This is a genomic window from Halolamina sediminis (assembly GCF_001282785.1).
Lineage (GTDB): Archaea > Halobacteriota > Halobacteria > Halobacteriales > Haloferacaceae > Halolamina > Halolamina sediminis.
The window spans coordinates 2,101,557-2,124,074 of the sequence record NZ_CVUA01000001.1 but is presented as its reverse complement, the minus strand read 5'-3'; the positions used below and the strand labels follow the sequence as shown (position 1 = coordinate 2,124,074).

The 22,518-nt window shown below is 68.5% G+C and carries 26 protein-coding genes and 2 tRNA genes; 27 read left to right on the top strand and 1 reads right to left on the bottom strand.

Annotation, left to right across the window (positions count from 1 at the left end):
* Positions 1-143: 143 nt before the first annotated feature.
* Positions 144-1,172, top strand: coding sequence for a GTP 3',8-cyclase MoaA (moaA, locus tag BN1959_RS10650; RefSeq protein WP_053948638.1), 1,029 nt, complete (start codon positions 144-146; stop codon positions 1,170-1,172).
* Positions 1,173-1,181: 9 nt separating this feature from the next.
* On the opposite strand, the gene BN1959_RS10645 is transcribed toward moaA, so the two are convergent.
* A complete protein-coding gene (locus tag BN1959_RS10645; RefSeq protein ID WP_053948637.1) occupies positions 1,182-2,717 on the bottom strand; it encodes a lipopolysaccharide biosynthesis protein in 1,536 nt (511 codons plus the stop codon).
* A gap of 103 nt (positions 2,718-2,820) precedes the next feature.
* On the opposite strand from BN1959_RS10645, the gene BN1959_RS15060 reads away from it, so the two are divergent.
* The 26 genes from BN1959_RS15060 (at position 2,821) to rqcH (ending at position 22,511) form a co-directional block, all read left to right on the top strand.
* Positions 2,821-3,081 carry a hypothetical protein gene (locus BN1959_RS15060; RefSeq protein ID WP_053948636.1) on the top strand — a complete coding sequence of 87 codons (261 nt, stop codon included), beginning with the start codon at positions 2,821-2,823 and terminating at the stop codon, positions 3,079-3,081.
* On the top strand, positions 3,078-3,914 hold the full coding sequence (locus tag BN1959_RS10635) for a BKACE family enzyme (protein ID WP_053948635.1): 837 nt from the start codon (positions 3,078-3,080) through the stop codon (positions 3,912-3,914). The genes BN1959_RS15060 and BN1959_RS10635 overlap by 4 nt, the downstream gene beginning before the upstream one ends.
* 184 nt (positions 3,915-4,098) lie before the next feature.
* Positions 4,099-4,183 (top strand) — tRNA-Ser (locus BN1959_RS10630).
* A 22-nt stretch (positions 4,184-4,205) separates the two neighbouring features.
* The gene (locus tag BN1959_RS10625; RefSeq protein ID WP_053948634.1) at positions 4,206-4,718 is read left to right on the top strand and encodes a 30S ribosomal protein S13; all 513 of its coding nucleotides are present in this window, start codon (positions 4,206-4,208) and stop codon (positions 4,716-4,718) included.
* Positions 4,715-5,245, top strand: coding sequence for a 30S ribosomal protein S4 (locus tag BN1959_RS10620; protein WP_053948633.1), 531 nt, complete (start codon positions 4,715-4,717; stop codon positions 5,243-5,245). The genes BN1959_RS10625 and BN1959_RS10620 overlap by 4 nt, the downstream gene beginning before the upstream one ends.
* Positions 5,242-5,646, top strand: a complete 405-nt coding sequence (locus BN1959_RS10615; RefSeq protein WP_053948632.1) for a 30S ribosomal protein S11 — start codon at positions 5,242-5,244, stop codon at positions 5,644-5,646. The genes BN1959_RS10620 and BN1959_RS10615 overlap by 4 nt, the downstream gene beginning before the upstream one ends.
* Before the next feature lie 3 nt (positions 5,647-5,649).
* Positions 5,650-6,411 carry a DNA-directed RNA polymerase subunit D gene (locus tag BN1959_RS10610; protein ID WP_053948631.1) on the top strand — a complete coding sequence of 254 codons (762 nt, stop codon included), beginning with the start codon at positions 5,650-5,652 and terminating at the stop codon, positions 6,409-6,411.
* A 117-nt stretch (positions 6,412-6,528) separates the two neighbouring features.
* A tRNA-Leu gene (locus BN1959_RS10605) sits at positions 6,529-6,613 on the top strand.
* Positions 6,614-6,655: 42 nt separating this feature from the next.
* Complete coding sequence (locus tag BN1959_RS10600) at positions 6,656-7,012, top strand: 50S ribosomal protein L18e (RefSeq protein ID WP_053948630.1); 357 nt, start codon at positions 6,656-6,658, stop codon at positions 7,010-7,012.
* The gene (locus tag BN1959_RS10595) at positions 7,009-7,446 is read left to right on the top strand and encodes a 50S ribosomal protein L13 (protein ID WP_053948629.1); all 438 of its coding nucleotides are present in this window, start codon (positions 7,009-7,011) and stop codon (positions 7,444-7,446) included. Before BN1959_RS10600 ends, BN1959_RS10595 begins: the two co-directional genes overlap by 4 nt.
* Positions 7,440-7,838 (top strand): 30S ribosomal protein S9, encoded by a 399-nt coding sequence (locus BN1959_RS10590; RefSeq protein WP_053948628.1) that lies wholly within the window; start codon positions 7,440-7,442, stop codon positions 7,836-7,838. The genes BN1959_RS10595 and BN1959_RS10590 overlap by 7 nt, the downstream gene beginning before the upstream one ends.
* 12 nt (positions 7,839-7,850) lie before the next feature.
* Positions 7,851-8,045 carry a DNA-directed RNA polymerase subunit N gene (locus tag BN1959_RS10585; RefSeq protein WP_053948627.1) on the top strand — a complete coding sequence of 65 codons (195 nt, stop codon included), beginning with the start codon at positions 7,851-7,853 and terminating at the stop codon, positions 8,043-8,045.
* The gene (locus tag BN1959_RS10580) at positions 8,042-8,218 is read left to right on the top strand and encodes a DNA-directed RNA polymerase subunit K (RefSeq protein ID WP_053948626.1); all 177 of its coding nucleotides are present in this window, start codon (positions 8,042-8,044) and stop codon (positions 8,216-8,218) included. Before BN1959_RS10585 ends, BN1959_RS10580 begins: the two co-directional genes overlap by 4 nt.
* Positions 8,215-9,462, top strand: coding sequence for a phosphopyruvate hydratase (eno, locus tag BN1959_RS10575; protein ID WP_053948625.1), 1,248 nt, complete (start codon positions 8,215-8,217; stop codon positions 9,460-9,462). Before BN1959_RS10580 ends, eno begins: the two co-directional genes overlap by 4 nt.
* Positions 9,459-10,217: a 30S ribosomal protein S2 gene (rpsB, locus tag BN1959_RS10570; protein WP_053948624.1), complete on the top strand. Its 759-nt coding sequence runs from the start codon at positions 9,459-9,461 to the stop codon at positions 10,215-10,217. The genes eno and rpsB overlap by 4 nt, the downstream gene beginning before the upstream one ends.
* Positions 10,218-10,878: 661 nt before the next feature.
* Complete coding sequence (locus tag BN1959_RS10565; protein WP_053948623.1) at positions 10,879-11,256, top strand: cupin domain-containing protein; 378 nt, start codon at positions 10,879-10,881, stop codon at positions 11,254-11,256.
* 41 nt (positions 11,257-11,297) lie between these two features.
* A complete protein-coding gene (mvk, locus tag BN1959_RS10560; RefSeq protein WP_053948622.1) occupies positions 11,298-12,311 on the top strand; it encodes a mevalonate kinase in 1,014 nt (337 codons plus the stop codon).
* Entirely contained in the window at positions 12,308-13,069 is a 762-nt protein-coding gene (locus BN1959_RS10555; RefSeq protein WP_053948621.1) for an isopentenyl phosphate kinase, read from the top strand. The genes mvk and BN1959_RS10555 overlap by 4 nt, the downstream gene beginning before the upstream one ends.
* Before the next feature lie 74 nt (positions 13,070-13,143).
* Positions 13,144-13,395 carry a hypothetical protein gene (locus BN1959_RS10550; protein WP_053948620.1) on the top strand — a complete coding sequence of 84 codons (252 nt, stop codon included), beginning with the start codon at positions 13,144-13,146 and terminating at the stop codon, positions 13,393-13,395.
* Positions 13,392-13,871: a nucleic acid-binding protein gene (locus tag BN1959_RS10545; protein ID WP_053948619.1), complete on the top strand. Its 480-nt coding sequence runs from the start codon at positions 13,392-13,394 to the stop codon at positions 13,869-13,871. Before BN1959_RS10550 ends, BN1959_RS10545 begins: the two co-directional genes overlap by 4 nt.
* A gap of 132 nt (positions 13,872-14,003) precedes the next feature.
* Positions 14,004-14,591, top strand: coding sequence for a thymidine kinase (locus tag BN1959_RS10540; protein WP_053948618.1), 588 nt, complete (start codon positions 14,004-14,006; stop codon positions 14,589-14,591).
* A gap of 28 nt (positions 14,592-14,619) precedes the next feature.
* Entirely contained in the window at positions 14,620-15,219 is a 600-nt protein-coding gene (locus BN1959_RS10535; protein WP_053948617.1) for a YIP1 family protein, read from the top strand.
* Positions 15,220-15,291: 72 nt separating this feature from the next.
* Positions 15,292-17,472 (top strand): DHH family phosphoesterase, encoded by a 2,181-nt coding sequence (locus BN1959_RS10530; RefSeq protein WP_053948616.1) that lies wholly within the window; start codon positions 15,292-15,294, stop codon positions 17,470-17,472.
* 678 nt (positions 17,473-18,150) lie between these two features.
* Complete coding sequence (locus BN1959_RS10525; protein WP_053948615.1) at positions 18,151-19,830, top strand: tRNA uridine(34) 5-carboxymethylaminomethyl modification radical SAM/GNAT enzyme Elp3; 1,680 nt, start codon at positions 18,151-18,153, stop codon at positions 19,828-19,830.
* 39 nt (positions 19,831-19,869) lie between these two features.
* The gene (locus BN1959_RS10520; protein ID WP_053948614.1) at positions 19,870-20,298 is read left to right on the top strand and encodes an SHOCT domain-containing protein; all 429 of its coding nucleotides are present in this window, start codon (positions 19,870-19,872) and stop codon (positions 20,296-20,298) included.
* A gap of 71 nt (positions 20,299-20,369) precedes the next feature.
* Positions 20,370-22,511 carry a ribosome rescue protein RqcH gene (rqcH, locus tag BN1959_RS10515; protein ID WP_053948613.1) on the top strand — a complete coding sequence of 714 codons (2,142 nt, stop codon included), beginning with the start codon at positions 20,370-20,372 and terminating at the stop codon, positions 22,509-22,511.
* Positions 22,512-22,518 lie beyond the last annotated feature (7 nt).

Genomic DNA, 22,518 nt, shown 5'->3' with positions numbered 1-22,518 from the left:
GAGGGTTTTGAAGCCGGGTCCCGGCGCGAGGTCGGTTTTGTACCCCTCGACACCGCCGTCGTGGGGGTAGCGAAACCACAAGTAGTTACATTTTCGGTGTCACCACCCGGAGGCTTAAGCCCGTCCGGACGAACCCTAAGCCAATGCCGCTCTCGGACGAGTTCGGCCGCGAGGTGACCGGGGTCCGGGTCTCCCTCACCGACCGGTGTAACTTCGACTGCGTCTACTGCCACAACGAGGGGCTGGGGGACACCCGCGGGCCGATGGAGCCCGGCGACGACGAGATGGACACCGACGACGTGGTGCGCTTCCTCGACGTGGTCTCGGAGTACGGCGTCGACTCGGTGAAGCTGACCGGCGGCGAGCCGATGCTCCGCCAGGACTTAGAGGAGATCATCCGCCGCGCGCCCGACGAGATGGAGGTGTCGATGACGACCAACGGCACGTTCCTCCCGGGCCGCGCCGAGGACCTGAAAGAAGCCGGGCTCGACCGCGTGAACGTCTCGCAGGACGCGCTCGACCCCGACGAGTTCGCCGAGATCACGAAGTCCGGCGCCTACGAGAAGGTGATGGAGGGGGTGCAGGCCGCCGTCGACGCCGACCTCGCGCCCGTGAAGCTCAACATGGTCGTGTTCGAGCACACCGCCGGCTACGTCGAGGGGATGGTCGAACACGTCGCCGAGAACGAGGGGCTCCAGCTCCAGCTGATCGAGTACATGCCCGAACTCACGGGCCGGCCCGAGTGGAACATCGACATCGACCGCGTCCACGACTGGCTCGACGACATCGCCGAACACGTCGAACACCGCGAGATGCACTACCGCAAGCGCTACTTCGTCAACCCCGAGACGGCGGAGTCGGTCGCCGCCGCCCCCCAGCCCTCCGAACTCGACGAGTTCCAGGGGGGGATGGTCGAGATCGTCGACCCCGTCGAAAACGCCGATTTCTGTGCCAACTGCGGCCGAGTCCGGGTGACCCACGAGGGGTACCTGAAGGGCTGTCTCAACCGGAACGACGACCTACAGTCGATGGGCGAGATGAGCCGCGAAGAGATCCGCGAGACGTTCGAGCAGGTGGTCGCCGAGCGCGTCCCCTACTACGGCGAGTACCTCGTCGAGAACGAGCGCGGCGAGTACGAGATCAACGAGAAGTACATCTCGGCCGCCGACTGAGTCTCCTCCTCACCGACCCGGAAGGAACTCCCCGTACCGCTCCACGAGCGTCCCCGCCAGCCGTCGTTCGACGGGCGTGAACCCCAGCAGCTTGAGCGTCGCCGCGAACGCCGCGAGCCCGGTGACCGTCCCCACGACCGCGCCGACGAGGCCGGGGGCGACCATCCGGGCCGCGAACGCGATTCCGGCGAACGGGACGGCGGCGAGCAGCGGGAAGCTGTGGCGCTTCGTGAACGGCTGGAGCCCTTCGAGACGGTAGAGCACCGCCACTTCGATCCCGTTGTTGAGCGTGAGCATCAGGAGGTACGTCCAGACGACGCCCGCAAGCCCGAACTCGATCGTGAGCGGGATCGCGACGACCGCGAGCACGGTCGTGATCGCGACGTTCGTCACCAGCAGCGCGCGCTGATGGTCGGTCATCCGCAGCAGGATGCCCACGCTGCCCGCGGCGCAGGCGGCGACCTGTGCGAGAATGAACAGCGTCAGCAGCGGCGCGTACGCGGTGAACGTCGGGCCGAACGCCGCCATCACCGTCTCGCGGTAGATCACCACGGGCACCGCGGCGGCGACGACGCCGACGAGGACGAGCCGGCTGGTGACGTGGTAGAGCCGGGATAGCGCCTCCTCGTGGCCCTGCTCGTTGAGTGCGGCCGCGACCGGCGGGATGAACTGATTGATCGCCATCAGCGGCAGGCGGACGAGCTGGGAGACCAGCACCCCGACGGAGAACACGCCGCCCGCGACGCCCGTGAGAAACACCGCGATCAGCGGGTAGAACCCCAGCCGCTGGGTCGTGGTCGCGATCCCGCCGAGGAACAGCGGGATCGTGTAGTCGAGGTAGCGCCGGCGCAGCGCCGGGAGGTCTGGGCCGCGCAGGCGCGGGCGGAACCCGCGGGCGCGGACGATCCAAACTGCGGCGCCGACGCCGGTGAGCCCCATCACCGCCAGCACGCCCCCGGCGACGAACAGGATGTCGCCGAGGACGAACGCGCCCACGATGCCCACGATCAGCTGGGCGGCGGGGAACGCCAGCCGGAGTGTGAGGTTCAGCGGCGCGACTGCCTCGATCCCGCGGAGCACCTCGGTCACGGTGAACAGCCAGACGCTCGCCGGCATCCCCAGCGCGAACACCCGGAGCAGCGTCGCGAACTGCTCGCTCTGGCCGGCCATCGCCGTGAGCCGCGGCGCCGTGAGGAACAATCCGGCGCCGAAGACGGTCGAGACACCGAGCAACAGCAGCGACGCGAACGTCGCCAGCGCGTTCCGCTCCGCCTGATCGGCGGTCGGGAGGAAGCGGCTCAGCCCGCTCCGGAACCCGAGTACGATCCGGGAAAGAAATCGTTGGATGCGGCGGGCCAGTGCGAACAGCCCGTACGGCGCCGCGCCGAGGCCGTTCGTGAGCGCGGCGGTGAAGACGACGGTGAGCCCGCGCTGGAGCAGGATACTCGGCACCGAGACGGCGGCGCCGTGGGCGACCCGCTCCAAGGCGTCGTCGAGCCGACGAGCCACGTCGTCAGTCTGTTCGGGAGACCCGTCGGTGGACACGCTGCCGGCTACCCGGAACGCCCGAAAAAATCCGGCGGTCCGTCGGAGCCGTGTGGTGTGCCACCGAAGGTAGCTTGATTGGTCGGCGGCGCCACGCTCGGGTATGTCCGACAGCTGTGAGTTCCTCGAACGGCGGCGCGCCGGCGACGGCGCCGAGTTCGACGGCGAGCGACCGTACTGCACCGCCGTCGACGCGTTCGTCCAGCCGATGCGGGCCGACGTCTGCGCGAAGCGCTACGGGCTCGACCCGGAGACCGCCTGCGAGTTCTACCGCGAGGCGACGGGGCTCGGCTCGATTACCGGGTTCGACGGTGGGGAAACGACGGCGGATGGCGAGTCGGAGACGGAGGAGGCCGGCTCGTGAGCTACGACGACTACCGCGACGGGAAGCCGCTGATCGTCACCGCCGCGCTCACCGGCGGCGTCCACGGGAAGGAGGCCAACCCGAACGTCCCCGAGAGCCCCGCCGAAGTGGCCGACGCGGCGGCGGCCGCGGAGGAGGCGGGGGCGAGCATCCTTCACCTCCACGCCCGCGAGGACTCCGGGGAACGGGCGTTCTCGACCGAGCGGTTTCAGGCGCTGACCGAGGCGGTCCGTGATGCGACCGACGACGTGGTGATCCAGCACTCCACCGGCGGGACGGCTGCGCCCGACGCGCTCCGGGCCGAGCCGCTGCGGACCGATCCTGCGCCGGAGATGGCGTCGCTGGACATGGGGCCGCTCAACCGCTACCAGCACCTCACCAGCGAGAACACCCGGGCGCTCGTCGACGCGCTCCACGAGGAGATGCAAGCCCGCGGTATCAAGCCCGAACTGGAGGTGTTCAACGGCGGCCACCTCAACGAGTCGCTGCGGATCTGGGACGAACTCGCCGAGCCGCCGTACGTGAACCTCGTATTCGGCGGCGGGACGACGACGATCCCCAGCCCCCGAAATCTGCTGAACATGGTGGAGAACGTGCCCGACGGCGCGGAGTTCAACGTCCTCGCGTTCGGCCCCCACCAGCTCCCGCTGACGACGATGGGGATCCTGCTGGGCGGGCACGTCCGCGTGGGGCTGGAGGACAACCTCTACTACGCGAAAGGCGAGCAGGCCGAGAGCAACGCGCAGTTGGTCGAGCGGACCGTCCGGATCGCCGAGGAGTTGGGTCGCCCGGTGGCGTCGACGGCGGAGGCCCGAGAGATTTTGGATCTGTAGTCGACGGCGCGTGGCAGCCACGTCGGGCGATCGGCCCGCCGCTGTCGGCGGTGTTTCCGTCTCACACACCCACCCCCGTTCCGTGATGTTTAAGTGTGTACTCCCGGAAGCGATGGGTGTAGTGAACTGTAGGGGCACGGCGTCCCGAGTCCGAGGAATCGGGCGACGATAGAAGACAACGCGGGTTGCGGTAGCCTAGCCTGGCCCAAGGCGCAGGGTTGCTAACTCTGTGGCGCACAGCCTCCGGGGTTCAAATCCCCGCCGCAACGCTCGCACCGACACCAACCAGATATGAGTGCAGAAGAACCAACGGACGGCGAGGCGGAGGGGGACGAGGACCTCCAGTACTTCGTCCGGATCGGGCAGTCCGACCTGGACGGGACCAAATCCGTCGAGCGGTCCCTCAGCGAACTCAAAGGCATCGGCAAGCGCATGGCGCGCATCGTCGCCGACGAGGCCGACGTAGATCGGCAGGCGACGATCGGACGCCTCGAGGACGACGAGATCGACAGCGTCGTCGAGGTCGTCGAGAACCTCGGCGATCACGTCCCCGAGTGGATGGCCAACCGGCAGAAGGACTTCTTCTCCGGCGAGACCACCCACGAGACCGGGGGCGATCTCGAGGAGTCCCGGCGCCACGACATCAACCGCATGAAGATGATCAGCTCCTACAAGGGCGTCCGCCACGAGCGCGGGCAGAAGGTCCGCGGACAGCGGACCAAGTCCACGGGTCGAACCGAGGGGACCATCGGGGTCAACATCGAGGAGATCCGCGAGGAGATGGAGGAGGATGAGGCAGAATGACGACAGGTAACGCCACCAAACGCTACGAGACGCCGAACCACCCGTTCCAGGGCGAGCGTATCGCCGAGGAGGCCGGGCTGGTCGACCGCTACGGGCTCGAGAGCAAGGAAGAGCTCTGGCGCGCACAGTCGCGCCTGCGTGACTTCCGCCGCGAGGCCCGACGGCTGCTCGGCGCCGCACAGGGCGACGTCGAGGCCGCCAACGAGCAGGGCGACGAGTTCGTCGCTCGGCTCCGGAAGATCGGCATCCTCAACGAGAACGACGACATCACCGAGGTGCTGGGTCTCGACGAGACCGACGTGCTGGAGCGCCGTCTCCAGACCGTCGTCTACCGACAGGGGCTGGCGTCGACGCCCCAGCAGGCTCGGCAGTTCCTCGTCCACGGCCACGTCACCGTCGACGGCGCTCGGGTCACCGAGCCCTCGAAGTTCGTGACCGTCTCGGAGGAGGACGACATCGAGTTCGACGAGAACTCCGTTCTCGCGGACGAACTCCACCCCGCACGCGCGGAGGGTCAAGACGAATGAGCCAGAGCGAGTCCACAGCCGACGACGACGAGAAGTGGGGCATCGCACACGTGTTCGCGTCGTTCAACAACACGCTGATCACGGTGACCGACGCCACCGGCGCCGAGACAGTCGCGAAGTCCTCCGGTGGGACGGTCGTGAAGCAGAACCGCGACGAGGCGTCGCCGTACGCGGCCATGCAGATGGCCGAGGCGGTCGTCGACGACGTGAAGGCCGCCGGTATCGGCGGCGTCCACGTCCGTGTCCGCGGTCCGGGTGGCAACGACACCAAGTCGCCCGGCCCCGGTGCACAGGCGACGATCCGAGCGCTCGCCCGCGCGGGCCTGGAGATCGGCCGCATCGAGGACGTGACCCCGCTTCCCCACGACGGGACGCGCGCACCCAAGAAGAACCGACTGTAACACATGGCAGACGAATTCGACGTCGAGTACATCCGAGGCGACGATCGCGAGGCGCGGATCCTCGTGCGCGGTCTCACCCCGGCCTTCGCCAACGGGCTCCGCCGGGCGATGATCGCGGACGTGCCCACGCTGAGCATCGACACCCTCCACGTCGTGGAGAACTCCTCGGTGATGTTCGACGAGATGATCGGGCTCCGGCTCGGGCTCGTCCCGCTGACGACGCCCGACGACTTCGAGTACGGTGACACCGTCACCCTCGCGCTCGACGTCGAGGGGCCGGACACGGCGTACTCCGGGGATATCGAGTCCTCGGACCCCGACGTCCAGCCCGCCGACGAGGACATCCCGATCATCCAACTCAACGAGAACCCCAGCGGCGAGAACCAGCGCATCGAGCTGGAGGCCGAGGCCGTCCTTGACGACGGCAAGAGCCACGCCAAGCAGTCGGGGGGCGTCGCGGTCGGCTACCGTCACCTGCGGACGGTGTCGGTCGTCGGCGACCGCGGCGAGTTCGACGAGGAAGAGACCAACATCCTCCGCGGGGTCATCGAGACCGAGGAGGGTGAGCTGGTCCCGACCGACGAGTTCGATCACGACCTGACCGAGCGCTACCCCGGAAAGGAACTCGAAGTCGAGGACGTGCCCGGGGCCTTCGTCTTCCACGTGGAGACGGACGGCTCGATGACGGTCGAAGAACTGGTGCTCCGCGGGATCGAGTCGATCGAGTCACGCGCGGACGAACTGCAAGAGAAAGTCGCAGTCTAATGTTCCAAAGTCCACGACACCCCGACGCCAGCCCCCGATCCGGGAGCCCCGGCGCCGGCGCGTCGTGGCTGCGGACCGAAACCGCTTTCAAGGGACATCGAGTACACGAGAGTGCAGGCAGGGATAGCCAAGTCAGGCCAACGGCGCAGCGTTCAGGGCGCTGTCCTGTAGAGGTCCGCAGGTTCAAATCCTGCTCCCTGCACTCTCAGTTTTTCGGAGGCAACTCCACTTCAGAGGTCAATCCATGAGTAGCAACAAGACGAACCCGAGACTAGGGAGCCTCATCGCCGAGCTCAAGTCGGTCTCCCGCGACGTCGGTGCCAACGTGTGGGCCGACGTCGCCGAACGACTTGAGAAGCCGCGCCGCACGCACGCAGAGGTCAACCTGGGTCGCATCGAGCGATACGCCCAGGAAGACGAGACAGTCGTCGTGCCCGGCAAGGTGCTCGGTAGCGGTGTGCTCCAGAAAGACGTTACCGTCGCCGCGGTCGAGTTCTCCGGCACCGCCCGGAAGAAGATCGACCAGGTCGGCGAGGCAGTACAGCTCGAACAGGAACTCGAAAACAACCCCGAAGGCAGCAACGTGCGGGTGATCCGATGAGCGTCGCCGAGTGGGAGGCCGACCTCGTCGTCGACGCCCGCGACGCTATCATGGGCCGCGTCGCCAGCGAGGTCGCCCAGCGCGCCCTCGACGGCGACCGTGTCGCCGTGATCAACGCCGAGCAGGCCGTGATCACTGGCAACGAGGAGGCCACGATGGACACCTACCGCACGCGAGCGAACCTCGGTTCGGACTCGGGGCCGTACTACCCCAAGCGCCCGGACCGCATCTTCAAGCGCTCGGTGCGCGGGATGCTGCCGTACAAGCAGGATCGCGGCCGTGAGGCCTTCGAGAGTATCCGCATCTACGTGGGCAACCCCCACGACCGCGACGGTGAGGTGCTCGAGGGCACCTCGCTCGACCGGCTCTCGAACATCAAGTTCACCACGCTCGGTGAGATCTCCGAGACCCTCGGCGCCAACAAGACATGGTAACGAACACGTCCGGCAAGAAGAAGACGGCCGTCGCCCGCGCCACGGTGAGCGAGGGCGAGGGTCGCGTTCGCATCAACTCCCAGCCCGTCGAGCTGGTCGAACCGGAGCTCTCCCGTCTCAAGATGCTGGAGCCGTTCCGCATCGCCGGTGACGACCTCCGCTCGGAGATCGACATCGACGTGTCGGTCTCCGGCGGCGGCTTCGCGGGGCAGGCCGACGCGGCCCGCACCGCGATCGCCCGCGGGCTCGTCCAGCACCTGCAGGACGCCGAACTCCGCGACGCCTATATGGAGTTCGACCGCTCGCTGCTGGTGAACGACTCCCGGCAGTCCGAACCGAAGAAGTGGGGCGGGCCCGGCGCGCGTGCCCGTTACCAGAAGTCCTACCGCTGAGGTGATCAAACCATGATGATACCCGTCCGGTGTTTCTCGTGTGGCAAGGTCATCGGGGAACACTGGGAGGAGTTCGAGGAACGAGCGCGTGACGGCGACGAGGACCCCGCGGCGGTGCTCGACGACCTCGGCGTCGATCGGCACTGCTGCCGGCGCATGATGGTGAGCCACCGCGATCTGGTGGACGTCGTCTCCCCCTACCAATGAGCACGGAGTTCAATCGGTACGAGAAAGCCCGCATCATCGGCGCCCGAGCGCTGCAGTTGTCCTACGGCGCGCCGGTACTCGTGGAGACTGATCGCACCGAACCGTACCTCATCGCGGCACAGGAGTACGACGCCGGTGTCCTGCCGTTCACCGTTCGACGGGAGGGCAAATGACGCGCATCAGCGGCGTCTCGCTCCGGCGCGTGCTCGACTCCCGTGGCAACCCCACGGTCGAGGCCGACGTGCTGACGCGGTCGGGCGGCTTCGGCCGCGCGGCCGCCCCATCCGGGGCCAGCACCGGCGAGCACGAGGCCGTCGAGCTCCCGCCCGGCGAGGCGATCGCCGCGGCCCGGAAGCACGCAGTCCCCCGACTCGTGGAGGAGGTCCACGCGGGGAACCAGCGCGAGGTCGACGCCGCGCTGCGCGGCGCCGACGGCACCGAGGACTTCTCGGAGATCGGCGCCAACAGCGCGGTCGCCATCTCGATGGCGGCCGCCAAGGCCGGCGCCGACGTGCTCGGGGCGCCGCTGTACCAACATCTCGGCGGCACGTTCCGGGGGGACAACTTCCCGGTGCCGCTGGGCAACGTCGTGGGCGGCGGCGAGCACGCCGCCGACGCGACCCACATCCAGGAGTTCCTCGCGGCGCCGGTCGGGGCTCCCTCCGTCGCGGAGGCGGCCTTCGCAAACGCCGCGGTCCACGAGACCGTGGGCGAGCTCCTCACCGAGCGCGGCATCCCCGCCGCGAAAGGTGACGAGGGCGCGTGGGCGCCGTCGATCGACGACAGCGAGGCGTTCGAGATCGTCGCGACGGCCTGTGAGCAGGTCGCCGAGGACGTCGGGTTCGAGATCGAGTTCGGTCTCGACATCGCGGCCTCGGAGCTCTGGGACGGCGACGCCTACCAGTACGGCGACCGGAGCCGAAGCCCCGCAGAGCAGGTCGACTACGTGGCCGAACTGGTCGCGGAGTACGACCTCGCGTACGTCGAGGACCCCGTAGAGGAGAACGACTTCGAGGGGTTCGCCGAACTCACCGACCGAGTCGGTAGCGAGGCGCGGAGCGCCTCGAACGCGAGCGGGCGAAGCCCGCGAGCAGAGGAGACGCTCCTGTGTGGGGACGACCTGTTCGTCACTAACACCGAGCGACTCCAGCAGGGTATCGAGCGGGGCGCGGGCAACAGCATCCTGATCAAGCCGAACCAGATCGGGACGCTCTCGCTGGCGGTCGACGCCATCGAGACCGCGAGCCGCAACGGGTTCACGCCCGTGATCTCCCACCGTTCGGGGGAGACCGAGGACACGACGATCGCACACCTCGCCGTCGCGACCGGCGCGCCGTTCATCAAGACGGGCACCGTCGGGGGCGAGCGAACCGCCAAACTCAACGAACTCATCCGCATCGCGGAGGACGCTGTATGAGCGAAAGCGAGAACGACGACACAGAACCCGCCGAGGAGGACGTGGCCGACGAGGTCGCCGACTCCGACGCGGCGGCAGAGCCCGCCTCGGACGCCGAGGCAGAAACAGCACAGGCCGACGAGGCCGAGGAAGAGGAGTCCCGGTTCGACGAGAACGTCATGCCGGACGAGGAGGAAGCAGACCTCCTCATTCCCGTCGAGGACTACCTCTCCGCTGGGGTCCACATCGGGACCCAGCAGAAGACCAAGGACATGGAGCGGTTCATCCACCGCGTCCGGGACGACGGGCTGTACGTCCTCGACGTGAGCCAGACCGACGGCCGCATCCGGACCGCGGCGGAGTTCCTTTCCAACTACGACCCCGAGCAGGTGCTCGTCACCTCCTCGCGGCAGTACGGTCGGTTCCCGGCGGAGAAGTTCGCGGACGCCATCGGCGCCCGCGCCCGCACGGGCCGGTTCATCCCGGGCACGCTGACCAACCCGAAGTACGACGGCTACATCGAGCCGGACGTCGTGGTCGTCACGGACCCGATCGGCGACGCGCAGGCGGTGAAGGAGGCCATCACGGTCGGCATCCCCGTCATCGCCATGTGTGACTCGAACAACGCCGTCTCGAACGTCGACCTGGTCATCCCGACCAACAACAAGGGTCGACGCGCGCTGTCGGTGGTCTACTGGCTGCTGGCCAACGAGACGCTGGACCGCCGCGGCGCCGAGCCCAGCTACGCCCTCGAAGACTTCGAGGCCGGGCTGTAGGCCCGTCGAGATCCTTTCTGCGTTCAGTTCTGTCCGGGTAGCGGCGGCGCCGTGTCGTCTGCCGAGGTCTCGGCTGGGTTTCGTGAATCGCACTCGTTCGTGTGGGTAGCTCCTCGTTCATTGGGAACTGAGACAGCAACTCGATTGTTGGCGACTGAGACAGCAACCGCAACAGCAACTCGATCGTCGACCACTTGCGACCGCAGTGCGCCGAACACGAGGTTCGGCGCAGCACCGAGTCCCCACCCCTCCCCCCGCGCTCGCCGACCGCTGGCGAGCGCGAGGCGTCCACCGCTACCGCTGTGGCTGTCGGCGCGCGACGTGAGCAGGGCGAGACCGGCGGTCTCGCTGGCAGTGCGGGCGACGCGTGGATCGCCCGCACGACGCCTCCGTGCGCGAACGAGCGCGCGAGGTCCTCGTGAGTGAACCGAACGAGGGCACGAGGGAGCTCCGCTCCCTCGGAGGACGAGTGACCGAGCGAAGCGAGGGAAGGAGTCGGCTGGGGAGGTCTGTGGGCTGTGCGGGGCGGGGCGGTTACAAGTGGTCTAGCCTCGAGTTGCTGCTGCCGTGTGGTTGCTGTCTCAGCACCCAACAATCAGGCTACCGTACCGTCCAACCACGCCGACGACGGGCTTTTCCTGACTCTCATACAGGTACACCCATGGGCTATCGAACCGTGCGAACACAAGACGTGGAGCCGGCCCCCGACCGACCGTGCGAACTCCGACGGCTGACCGAGGCCGCGGGACTGACGCAGGTAGCTCTCAACCGCTACAGCGTCGAGCCGGGCGAGGAGATTCCGCTGGCGTACCACTACCACGACGAGCAGGAGGAGGCGTTCTACGTGCTCTCGGGGGCGATCGAGGTCGAGACACCCGAGGGGACGTTCGAAGTGGGCGCCGACGAGCTGTTCGCGGCCGAGCCCGAGAGCCCCCACCGGACGTACTGCTCCGACGACGCCGAGGGGGCCGCGGAGGTGCTGGCCGTCGGCGCGCCGCAGGCCGACGGCGACGTGCACGCCTACGAGCCCGACGAGTAGCAGTCGGAACGACTGTAACGATCGAGAGCGAGCGTTCGGACATGACGACTTCGAGCGCCCCCGGCAAGGTGTACCTGTTCGGGGAGCACGCCGTGGTGTACGGCGAGCCTGCGGTGCCCTGCGCGATCGAGCGCCGGGCACGGGTGAGCGTCGAGCCACGCGACGACCACCGCGTCCGCGTCGAGGCCGACGAGCTCACCCTCGACGGGTTCACCGTGGAGTGGGGAAACGACGCCGACGAGCAGCCCGACGTAGACGTCCCCTCGACGCTGGTCGAAGCCGCGACCGGCTACGTCGACGAGGCGTTGGGGCAGGCCCGCGACGCGCTGGACGACCCCGAGGCGGGGTTCGACGTGACCATCGAGAGCGACATCCCGCTGGGCGGCGGGCTGGGCTCTTCCGCCGCGGTTGTCGTCGCCGCGATCGACGCCGCGGTGCGCTCGCGTGGCGAGTCGATCGACCCCGAGGAGCTCGCCGACCGCGCGTATCAGGCCGAATCGACCGTGCAAGGCGGGGAAGCCTCCCGTGCGGACACGTACTGCTCGGCGATGGGCGGCGCGGTCCGCGTCGAGGGCGACGACACGCGCCCGATCGAGGCGCCCGAACTCCCCCTCGTCATCGGCTACGACGGCGGCGCGGGCGACACGGGCGAACTGGTGGCCGGCGTTCGCGCGCTCAAGGAGGAGTACGAGTTCGCCGCCGACACCGTCGAGACGATCGGCGACCTGACCCGCGAGGGCGAGCAGCTACTGGCCGAGGCCGAGCCCGGCGAGGAGCCCAGCCCCGTGTTGCTCGACGAACTCGGCAACCTGATGGACTTCAACCACGGGCTGCTGTCGGCGCTGGGCGTCTCCTCGCGCTCGCTGGACCGGATGGTCTGGTCCGCCCGCGAGGCAGAAGCGGAGGGCGCGAAACTGACGGGTGCGGGCGGCGGCGGCTGCATCGTCGCTCTCGATCGCACGCAGGCCACCCGGCGGGCGCTGGAGTACTCGCCGGGCTGTGAGCAGGCGTTCCGCGCCGAACTCGCGACCGAGGGGGTGCGTGCGGAGGAATGAGCCCGACGATCCTCAAGCTCGGCGGCTCGGTGATCACCGAGAAGGACCGCGCGGAGACGCTGGACGGCGAAGCGCTCGACGCGGCGGCCGACGCGGTCGCGGATGCGATTGAGAACGGCGATGTGTCCGAACTGGTGCTCGTCCACGGCGGCGGGAGCTTCGGCCACCACCACGCCAGCGAGGCGGGCGTCACCACGACCGACGGGAGCGGCGACGCCACGGACGCGATCGCGATTCACAGCGCGATGAAGACGCTCAATCAGTTCGTGCTCTCCCGACTCCACGAGCGCGGGGTGCCCGCGCTTCCGGTCCACCCGCTCTCCGCGGGGGCTCGGGACGCCGGCGGCGAGCTCGACCTGCCGATGAACCAAGCGGCGACGATGCTGGAGGAGGGGTTCGTCCCCGTCCTCCACGGCGACGTGATCGCGACGGCGGGAGAGGGCGTGACGGTGCTCTCCGGCGACGAGATCGTCACGACCGCCGCGGCGCACCTCGCCGCCGAGCGCATCGGCCTCTGTTCGACGGTGCCGGGCGTGCTCGACGTGGAGGACGAGGTGATCCCCGAGATCACCGCGTTCGATGACGCCGCCGACGCGCTGGGCGGGAGTGACGCCGACGCCGACGTGACCGGCGGGATGGCCGCGAAGGTGCGGCAACTGCTCGATCTCGGCGCGCCGGCGTCGGTGTTCGGCCCCGAGAGCATCGGGGCGTTCCTCGCGGGCGAGCAGCCGGGGACGACGGTCCGCGGGCGGCAGTAGGCCTGGGACGACGATCTGCGGACGGTGACGGCCACGGCCGGACAGTTAAGTGTCTTAGCGACGAATCTGTCCCCATGGCTGCGGACCTCACCGAGCGCGTTCGGGAGATCGCCGACGAGCGCGGCGTTCCCGAGTCGGAAGTCTTCGAGCAGGCGCTGGAGCGCGGGGTCGAGGACATGTGGTTCGACCTCGTCGTCTCCCGGTACCTGAGTGGGGAGATACCGCGAGCCGAAGCGCTCGAAGCTGTCGGTGAGGAACGACTCCGACGGGTCGAGCGGGAGGCAGAAGCGGTCGAAGAGGACGTGCGCTGGGGCTCGACGGCGTGATCGTCGCCGTCGCCGACGCCGGCCCCATCATCCACTTGGCCGAGATCGACGCGATAGAGCTTCTGGGAACCGTCGACGAACTGTACGTCCCGGAGACCGTTCGAGGCGAACTGGAAGCCGGAGGCGTTCCACAAGGGTTCGAGAAACTCGAGTTCGAACTGGTCGTCGCCGAAACGGACGAACGGAAGTTCGGCACTGGGCTAGACGAGGGTGAAACGGCCGCACTGGCGGTCGCGACGGGTCGTGACGCCGTTCTCCTGACCGACGATCTGACGGCGAGGGAGGCAGCGAAGGAATCAGGCGTCGGCGTACACGGTTCGATCGGCGTCGTCGCACTCGCGTTCAACCGTGGCGAACTGACCGAGGAGCAGGCGGTCGAGTCGATGCGATCGCTGCAGACGGAGACGAGTCTGTTCGTCACCGACGCGGTCGTGGACCACGGGATCGAGATGCTCCGGGACAGGTCGAGCGAGTAGCCGGTGATCTGCGGGCGGCAGTAGGCCCGGTGCGACGATCCGCGGGCGGTGACGGACAACCGCCCCGGGACGACGATCCGCGGGCGGGAGTCGTTCGGCAACCCTTTACCCCTCCCATGCCCGGCTTCGACCATGCACGAGATCACCGGGAGCGGCTTCGTCGAGGTGATCGCCGGGTCGATGTTCTCGGGGAAGACCGAGGAGCTGCTGCGGCGCCTGCGACGCGCGGAGATCGCCGGGCAGGACGTGGCGGCGTTCACTCCGGCCATCGACGATCGGTACGGCGAGACCACCATCGGCTCCCACGAGGGGCGCCAGTGGGACGCGCGGGTGATCGACAACGTCGGCGACGGGGTGTGGGAACTGCAGGAGTACCTCAACGGCGAGGAGGTGGTCGCGATCGACGAGGCGAACTTCTTCGACCGCGACCTCGTCAACGTCTGTAACGTGCTCGCCAACGACGGCCGGCGGGTGATCGTCTCCGGGACCGACATCACGTTCCGGGGCGAGCCGTTCACACCACTGCCGGAGCTAATGGCGATCGCGGAGTACGTCGACAAGCTACAGGCAATCTGTACCGTCTGTGGCGAGCCGGCGACCCGGAACCAGCGGCTGGTCGACGGTGAGCCCGCACACGTCGACGACGACACGATCGTCGTCGGCGCCGAGGAGTCCTACGAGGCACGGTGTCGGAGTTGCCACACGCTCAGGACCGACTGAGAATGACCGACCGAACGGGAACACACGGATGACCCAGTGGATCGGGAGCCCGGAGGGTGGCCGCGACCGCGGGCCACGAGCGCTCGCTCGCGCGTGGGCGGAGGTACTCGTCCGGCCGCGACGGTTCTTCCGAAACGGGATCGCGCCCGCGGATCAGGCGCCGGGGCTGGTCTTCGGCGTACTCGTGGCGCTGGGTGCCGTCGCCGGCCGACTGGCGACCGGCGACATGCCCACCTTCGAGACCGGCGGCGTGACACCCCCGTTCGGGCTCGGGAGCGGGCTGGGCGCCGTGCTGGTGCTGCTTGGGGTCGGACTGTTCCTCGCGCCGGCGGCGTTTCACCTCTCGGCGGCGATCGAGACGGTGGGGCTGTCGCTGCTAGCGCCGGACCGCGGCGGCGTGAGCGAGACGGTACAGGTCATCGCGTACGCGACCGCACCCTGTCTGCTGACCGCCGTGCCGTGGGCGCCGCTGCGGGTGGGCTGCTGTCTGTACGGGGCGGCGTTGCTCGTCGTCGGCACCGCGGTCCGGCACCAGACCTCGATCCCGCGGGCGGCGGTCGCGGCGGCGCTGCCGGCGGTCATCCTGTTCGGCTACGGCTACGGGGGATTCGCGGCCGCGGGGCTCTGAGTCGGGGCCGTTCCGGTCGATCGCAGTTGTTTTCGACAACGCCTTTAGGGCGGACCGAGTTTGTCCTCACAAATGGGCAACTGTATCATCTGTGGCGCCGACACCGAGGGCCACATCTGCCAGTCACACGAAGAGGACGTCGTTTTCGAGTTCCGCGGCAACAGCCCGGACCAGCTCGTCGAGAACCGCTTCTACCGCGGCGTCGTCGACGGCTACGCCGACTTCGGCGTGTTCGTCGACCTCTCGTCGAACGTCACGGGGCTGCTCCACCGCTCCGAGCTGGACGGCCGCCTCGAGAGCCTCGACTGGGAGGCCGGCGACACCGTCTTCGTACAGGTGAAGAACGTTCGTGACAACGGGAACGTCGACCTGACCTCCTCGATCCGACAGGCCGATCGCGAGTTCCGCGGGACGCTGATTCAGGACGGGACCGAGGAGCTGCTCCCCGAGGATGACGAGGAGGAGGTCGAAGAGGGAAACGGGCGTGAGCGGGACGTAGAAGCGACGACCGGGGAGGACGAGGAGTCCGCTCCGGCCGAGACCGACGGCAGCGGTGCCGAGGCGGCGACGCAGGCCGTCGACGAAGCGGCGGCGGAGTCCGCCGATTCCGAGACCGAGCCTGACGAGGCCGACTACGCCGAAGACGAATCTTCGGAGAGCGAGCCCGTCGACGCCGATCCGGCGGAAGCCGACACCGAGGAGACCCCCGCGGGCGCCGAGCCCGAGGAGCCGACCCGCCGCGACATCGGCGAGCTTTCCGACCGCGTCGGCGAGGAAGTCCGGATCGAGGGCGAGGTCGTCAGCGCGCGACAGACCGGCGGCCCGACCGTGTTCGAGCTCCGCGACGAGACCGGCGTGGTCGACTGTGCAGCGTTCGTCGAGGCCGGCGTTCGCGCCTACCCCGAGATCGAGGTTGGCGACATCGTCCGACTCGACGGCGAGATCGAGATACGCCGCGAGGAGCTGCAGGTCGAGACCGAGGCGCTGGTCGAACTCGAGGGCGAGGAGCGCGAGACCGTCGAGCGACGGCTCGCCGAGGCGCTGACCGAGCGCGCCCGCCCGGACGAGGCGACGCTGGTCGCCGACGACGACGCCGTTTCGGCGGCCAAGGAGAACCTGCTCGACGCCGCGGAGGCGATCCGCCGTGCGGTGTTCGAGTCCCGGCCGATCGTGGTCCGGCACGCGGCGACCGCCGACGGCTACGTCGCCGGCGTGGCGCTCGAACGCGCGATCCTCCCGATGGTGCGCGAGGAGCACGCCGAGAGCGACGCCGAGTACCACTACGTGAACCGCCGTCCGCTGGAGGAGGCGGTGTACGAGATGAACGACGCGACGAACGACGTGACCAGCATGCTGCAGGACCGCGACCGGCACGACGAGAAGCTGCCGCTCGTGGTGCTGGCCGGCACCGCCTCCACCGTCGAGAGCGAGGACGGGCTGGAGATGCTGGGGATCTACGGCGCCAAGCGCGTCGTCGTCGACGCCGCGCCGGCGGACGCGGAGATCGCCGACACGTCGGACGTGCTGGTCAACCCCGACGCCGCCGGGCTCTCGACGGGCGCGCTGGCGTCGTCGCTCGCGACGACTGTCTCTCCCGAGGTGCGCGAGGAGATCGCCCACCTGCCGGCGGTCAGCTACTGGCAGGACACGCCCGACTCCTACCTCGACGCCGCCCGCGAGGCCCGCTTCGACGAGGAAGCGGTGACGGAACTCCGCGAGGCGATCGCGCTGGAGGCGTTCTACCAGTCCTACGACGAGAAGCGCGAACTGGTCGGCGACCTGCTGTTCGGCGAGAGCCCCGAGGCCGTCGCCGCCGGCGCGCCGGAGGACGCCGCCGAGAGCGAGACGCTTGCGGGTCACATCGCGACGCAGTTCCGCGAGAAGATGGACACTGAGGTCGAGACCGCCGAGGCCAACATCGAACGCAGCGAGAGCGAGGGCGTCGAAGTCGCGGTGCTCGACACCGAGGAGTACACCCACAAGTACGACTTCCCGCCGAGTTCGCTGCTGCTGGACGAGCTCCACCGCCGCGGCGACGCGGACGTGACGATCGGCATCGCGATGGACGAGCTCTGGGTCCGCGCGGAGACGGACGTGGATCTGCGTGCCGTGGCTCGTGAAGCGGCCTCGAACGCGCCGAACGCCGGGATCTCGGCTGCGGGGCTCCGCGAGGGTCGGATCGAGTTCCTCTCCGGTGCGCGTGAGGAAGTCGAGATCGCCGTGGTTGGTGCGGTCGTCGAGCAGTTCGACTGATTCTCGGTTCGCTGCATTCTCTCGGTTTTCTTCGGTTCGGTAGTCGGTACTGGGTTCAGCTACTGGAACAGCGACCGCGACAGCAGCTCGATCGTTGGCAACTGAGACAGCACCCGCAACAGCAGCTCGATCGTCGACCACTTGCGACCGCAGGGCGCCGGGCATGAAGCCCGGCGCAGCACAGAATCCCCACCCCTCCCCCCGCCGGCGCCGAACGGTGGCGCCGGCGAGGCGTCCACCGCGACCGCACCGCTGTGGCGGTCGGCGCGCGACGTGAGCAGGGCGAGACCGGAGGTCTCGCTGGCCGTGCGGGCGACGCGTGGGTCGCCCGCACGACGCCTCCGTGCGCGAACGAGCGCGCGAGGTCCTCGCGAGTGAAACGAGCGAGGGCACGAGAGAGCTTTGCTCTCTCGGAGGACGAGGGAGCGAAGCGACCGAGTCGGCTGGGGAGGATTGTGGGCTGTGCGGCGCGGTTGCAGTCACAAGTGGTCTAGCTCACTCCGCGGTCGTGTTCGCGGTCGCGGTAGCCATCGCCGATCAATCAACTCGATCGGTGGCTCACGGCTCACTCCGTTCGCCGTTCGCGTAACGAGGTGGTTTACCTCCGCTCCCTACGGTCGCGGAGTTTCCCCACCTCGCTCGCAACCCTTAACCCCGAAAACCACCCACCACACACCAATGAGCACGGACGCCGCGGACACCGAAAACGGCGACCCCCCCACCTTCGTCGACGCCTGCGAGGAGCTCTGCCGCCGGATCATCGAGGAGGACCTCGAACGCGACGATCTCGAAGCCGCCAAGCGCGAGGTCTGCAGCGAGACTGGCGCCCCAAAGGTCCCCACCAACGGCGACATCCTCAGCTACGCACCCGACGAGTGGCGCGAGGAGGTGAAGTCCGTCGTCCGGCGCAAGCCCGTCCGGACTGCCTCGGGCGTCTCGCCGATCGCGATCATGACCTCGCCGCATCTCTGCCCGCACGGGAAGTGTCTCTACTGCCCCGGCGGCCCCGCCTCGGAGTTCTCCTCCGCGCAGTCCTACACCGGCCACGAGCCCGCGGCGGCCCGCGGTGAGCAGAACGACTACGACCCCTACGGGCAGGTCACGCTCCGACTCGAACAGCTCCGCGCGATCGGCCACCCCGTCGACAAGGCCGAACTCATCCTGATGGGGGGCACGATGACCGCCCGCAGCCACGACTACCAAGAGTGGTTCGTCAAGCGCGCGCTGCAGGCGATGAACGAGTACGACCTCGACAGCGACCCGAACCCCAGTCAGACCGAGAGCTTCGCCGAGCCGCCCGAACAGCAGGAGTTCGAGTACCTCGAGGACGTGATCGCCCGGAACGAGACCGGGGACATCCGCGTGACGGGGATCACCTTCGAGACAAAGCCCGACTGGTGTGACCCCGAGCAGATCGACCGCATGCTCGATCTCGGCGGGACGAAGGTGGAAGTCGGCGTTCAGACGACCTACGAACGGATCAACCGCGAGATGCACCGCGGCCACGGTACGCAGGCCTCCATCGACGCCAACCGCCGCCTGCGGGACTCGGCGTTCAAGGTCGGCTTCCACATGATGCCGGGCCAGCCCGGGATGAGTCAGGAGATGTGCCGCGAGGACTTCCGGCAGCTGTTCGACTCCCCTGAGTGGCGCCCGGACTACCTCAAGATCTACCCCACACTCGTCGTCGAGGGCACCCGCGTCTACGACATGTGGAAGCGCGAGGACTTCGAGCCGTTGGACAACGAAACCGCCGCCGACGTGGTCGCCGACGCGATGAACGAGATTCCGAAGTACTGCCGGCTTCAGCGCGTCCAGCGGGACATCCCCGCGGACTTCATCGAGGGCGGCGTCTGGAAGTCGAACCTCCGGCAGCTCGCCCAGCAGCGCGCCGAGGAGAAGGGGTACGAGATCCGGGACATCCGCGCCCGCGAAGTCGGCCACAACGACGCCGACCCCGACCCCGCGGAGATCACGCTGGACACGATGGAGTACGAGGCCGGCGGCGGCACGGAGCGGTTCATCTCCTTCGAGGACCCCGTCCGGGACCTGCTGATCGGCTTCTGTCGGCTGCGGTTCCCGAACGATCCCGTGCGCCGGGAGCTACAGGACGCCGCGCTGGTCCGCGAACTCCACGTCTACGGCTCCGAAGCGACGTTCGATGGGAGCGGCGACGACGACGGCCAGGAGTGGCAGCACCGCGGCTACGGCAAGCGGCTCGTCCGCGAGGCCGAGCGCCAGGCCCGCGAGGCCGGCTTCGGGAAGCTGAGCATCATCTCGGGCATCGGCGTCCGAGAGTACTACCGCGAGAAGCTTGGCTACCACCAGGACGGCCCGTACGTCTCGAAGCGTATCTGAACGGGAGTGTTTTTGTCAGCGTCGCTCAATGCCCCGCGTATGAGCGACGCAGGCGGGGACGGGCAGGACTCCGTGGGCCAGCGGCTCCGGGAGAACGCCACGGGCATCGTGAGCACCCTCGTCACCGCGATCTGGTTGGGTGCGCTGTTCACCGATCAAGGCTGGTGGCTGGCGGCGATGCTGGTGGGCTACATCGCGGTGGTGCCGATCACCGCGATGCTGTTCGGCGACGAGGAAGAGCAGGAGGAGTGGCTGGACCGGGACGGGGACAGCGCCACGAAGCGATCGAGCGACGAGAACGAGGAGACCCCCCTCGAGACCCTCCGCCGGCGCTACGCCGAGGGGGAGCTGAGCGAGGCGCAGTTCGAGCGTAAGCTCGACCAGCTGCTCGGGACCGAGACGATGGAGGACGCCGAGGAGTACGCGCGCCGGGAGCGCCGCGAGCGGGAGACAGAACGCGAGCGGTAGCCGCGGTCGGGTAGGCGCCGGCGTGAGCCCCGAACGGAACGCCCTTCCCGGTCGCCCGAGAAATCCGGCGCATGGAGCCGAAACGCGAACTGTCGAGCGTCGACCTCGCGGCGCTCGCGACCGAGCTCTCCCGCTACGAGGGAGCCAAGCTCGACAAGGCGTATCTCTACGACGAGGACATGCTGCGGCTCAAACTCCGGGATTTCGACCGCGGGCGGGTGGAGCTGTTGATCGAGGTGGGCGAGAACAAGCAGGCCCACGTCGCCGACCCCGAGCGCGTACCCGACGCGCCCGGACGGCCCCCGGAGTTCGCGATGATGCTGCGCAACCGCATCGAGAGCGCCGACCTCGTCTCCGTTTCCCAGTACGAGTTCGACCGCATCCTCGTCTTCGAGTTCGAGCGCCCCGACCAGAACACCACGCTGGTCGTCGAACTGTTCGGCGACGGCAACGTCGCCGTACTGGACGGCAACGGCGAAGTCGTGCGCTCGCTGGAGACGGTGCGGCTCAAGTCACGGACGGTCGCGCCCGGGAGCCCCTACGAGTTCCCGAAGTCGCGGCTCAACCCCCTCGAAGTCGACTACGACACGTTCGAGGCCCGGATGGAGCAGTCCGACACCGACGTGGTGCGGACGGTCGCGACCCAACTCAATCTCGGCGGCTTCTGGGGCGAGGAGCTCTGTCGCCGCGCCGGGGTCGAGAAGGCGATGGACATCGACGACGCTGGCGAGTCGGAGTACCGCGCGATCCACCGCGAACTGATGGATCTCGCCGAGGCGCTCCGAAGCGGCCAGTTCGACCCGCGCGTGTACGTCGAACTCGACGAGGACGCCGAGAGCGACGAGGACCGCCCGCTAACCGAGCGCGGCCGCGTCGTCGACGTGAGCCCCGTGGTACTCGAAGAGCGATCGGATCTCCACAGTCAGGCGTTCGACTCGTTCAACGCCGCGCTTTCGGAGTACTTCTACCGCCTCACGGAGCAGGCACAGCGTGAGGAGGAGGGTGGCGGCCGCGAGCGCCCGGAGTTCGAGGCCGAAATCGAGAAGGAGAAACGGATCATCGAACAGCAGGAGCAGGCCATCGAGGGGTTCGAGGAGGAGGCGGAATCGCTCCGGCGGAAAGCCGAAATCTGCTACGCGCGCTACGATCTGATCGACGAGGTGCTCTCGACGATTCAGAACGCCCGCGAGCAGGACCGCCCGTGGAACGAGATCGGGGAGACGCTCGCGGCGGGCGCCGAGCAGGGCATCCCCGCCGCGGAGGCAGTCGTCGACGTGGACGGCTCCGAGGGGACGGTGACGGTCGACGTCGACGACGAACGGATCACTCTCGACGCGACGACGGGCGTCGAGAAGAACGCCGACCGGCTCTACCAGGAAGCGAAGCGCGTCGAGGGGAAGAAGGAGGGCGCCCGCGAGGCGATCGAGGACACCCGAGAGCGACTCGAAGCCGTCAAGAAACGGCGCGAGGCGTGGGAGGAGGAGCCCGAGCCGGAGCCCGAACCCGACGAGGGGCAGGAGGACATCGACTGGCTCTCGCGGGCCGACATCCCCGTCCGGCAGCCCGAACACTGGTACGAGGAGTTCCGGTGGTTCCACACTAGCGACGGCTACCTCGTGATCGGCGGGCGCAACGCCGACCAGAACGAGGCGCTGGTGAAGAAGTACCTGAACAAGCACGACCGGTTCTTCCACACGCAGGCCCACGGCGGCCCGGTGACGATTCTCAAAGCCAGCGGCCCCTCCGAGCCGTCGAGCGCCGTCGACTGGCCCGAGTCGAGTCTGGAGGAGGCCGCCCAGTTCGCGGTCGCGTACTCCTCGGTCTGGAAGGACGGCCGCGGCGCCGGCGACGCGTACATGGTCGAGCCCGATCAGGTGAGCAAGACGCCCGAGTCCGGCGAGTACCTGGAGAAAGGCGGGTTCGCGATCCGGGGCGACCGGGAGTACTTCCGGGATCTGGCCTCCCGGGTCACGGTGGGGATCACCTGCGACGACGAGACCCGGGTTATCGGCGGCCCGCCGAGCGCGATCGAACCGAAGGCGGAGACGACGATCACGCTCGAACCCGGGAAGTTCGCCCAGAACGACGCCGCGGTGAAGTGTTACCGTGAGTTCAAGTCGCGGTTCGCCGACGAGTCGTTCGTCCGCAAGATCGCCAGCGCCGACCGGATTCAGGAGTTCCTGCCGCCGGGCGGCAGCGATCTGATGGACTGATAAACGG

What these genes read in the sequence shown, in the direction of transcription:
- moaA (WP_053948638.1), top strand. Translation starts at nt 144, where the DNA reads ATGCCGCTCTCGGACGAGTTCGGCCGCGAGGTGACCGGGGTCCGGGTC.
- BN1959_RS15060 (WP_053948636.1), top strand. Translation starts at nt 2,821, where the DNA reads ATGTCCGACAGCTGTGAGTTCCTCGAACGGCGGCGCGCCGGCGACGGC.
- BN1959_RS10625 (WP_053948634.1), top strand. Translation starts at nt 4,206, where the DNA reads ATGAGTGCAGAAGAACCAACGGACGGCGAGGCGGAGGGGGACGAGGAC.
- BN1959_RS10620 (WP_053948633.1), top strand. Translation starts at nt 4,715, where the DNA reads ATGACGACAGGTAACGCCACCAAACGCTACGAGACGCCGAACCACCCG.
- BN1959_RS10615 (WP_053948632.1), top strand. Translation starts at nt 5,242, where the DNA reads ATGAGCCAGAGCGAGTCCACAGCCGACGACGACGAGAAGTGGGGCATC.
- BN1959_RS10610 (WP_053948631.1), top strand. Translation starts at nt 5,650, where the DNA reads ATGGCAGACGAATTCGACGTCGAGTACATCCGAGGCGACGATCGCGAG.
- BN1959_RS10600 (WP_053948630.1), top strand. Translation starts at nt 6,656, where the DNA reads ATGAGTAGCAACAAGACGAACCCGAGACTAGGGAGCCTCATCGCCGAG.
- BN1959_RS10595 (WP_053948629.1), top strand. Translation starts at nt 7,009, where the DNA reads ATGAGCGTCGCCGAGTGGGAGGCCGACCTCGTCGTCGACGCCCGCGAC.
- BN1959_RS10590 (WP_053948628.1), top strand. Translation starts at nt 7,440, where the DNA reads ATGGTAACGAACACGTCCGGCAAGAAGAAGACGGCCGTCGCCCGCGCC.
- BN1959_RS10585 (WP_053948627.1), top strand. Translation starts at nt 7,851, where the DNA reads ATGATGATACCCGTCCGGTGTTTCTCGTGTGGCAAGGTCATCGGGGAA.
- BN1959_RS10580 (WP_053948626.1), top strand. Translation starts at nt 8,042, where the DNA reads ATGAGCACGGAGTTCAATCGGTACGAGAAAGCCCGCATCATCGGCGCC.
- eno (WP_053948625.1), top strand. Translation starts at nt 8,215, where the DNA reads ATGACGCGCATCAGCGGCGTCTCGCTCCGGCGCGTGCTCGACTCCCGT.
- rpsB (WP_053948624.1), top strand. Translation starts at nt 9,459, where the DNA reads ATGAGCGAAAGCGAGAACGACGACACAGAACCCGCCGAGGAGGACGTG.
- BN1959_RS10565 (WP_053948623.1), top strand. Translation starts at nt 10,879, where the DNA reads ATGGGCTATCGAACCGTGCGAACACAAGACGTGGAGCCGGCCCCCGAC.
- mvk (WP_053948622.1), top strand. Translation starts at nt 11,298, where the DNA reads ATGACGACTTCGAGCGCCCCCGGCAAGGTGTACCTGTTCGGGGAGCAC.
- BN1959_RS10555 (WP_053948621.1), top strand. Translation starts at nt 12,308, where the DNA reads ATGAGCCCGACGATCCTCAAGCTCGGCGGCTCGGTGATCACCGAGAAG.
- BN1959_RS10550 (WP_053948620.1), top strand. Translation starts at nt 13,144, where the DNA reads ATGGCTGCGGACCTCACCGAGCGCGTTCGGGAGATCGCCGACGAGCGC.
- BN1959_RS10540 (WP_053948618.1), top strand. Translation starts at nt 14,004, where the DNA reads ATGCACGAGATCACCGGGAGCGGCTTCGTCGAGGTGATCGCCGGGTCG.
- BN1959_RS10535 (WP_053948617.1), top strand. Translation starts at nt 14,620, where the DNA reads ATGACCCAGTGGATCGGGAGCCCGGAGGGTGGCCGCGACCGCGGGCCA.
- BN1959_RS10530 (WP_053948616.1), top strand. Translation starts at nt 15,292, where the DNA reads ATGGGCAACTGTATCATCTGTGGCGCCGACACCGAGGGCCACATCTGC.
- BN1959_RS10525 (WP_053948615.1), top strand. Translation starts at nt 18,151, where the DNA reads ATGAGCACGGACGCCGCGGACACCGAAAACGGCGACCCCCCCACCTTC.
- BN1959_RS10520 (WP_053948614.1), top strand. Translation starts at nt 19,870, where the DNA reads ATGAGCGACGCAGGCGGGGACGGGCAGGACTCCGTGGGCCAGCGGCTC.
- rqcH (WP_053948613.1), top strand. Translation starts at nt 20,370, where the DNA reads ATGGAGCCGAAACGCGAACTGTCGAGCGTCGACCTCGCGGCGCTCGCG.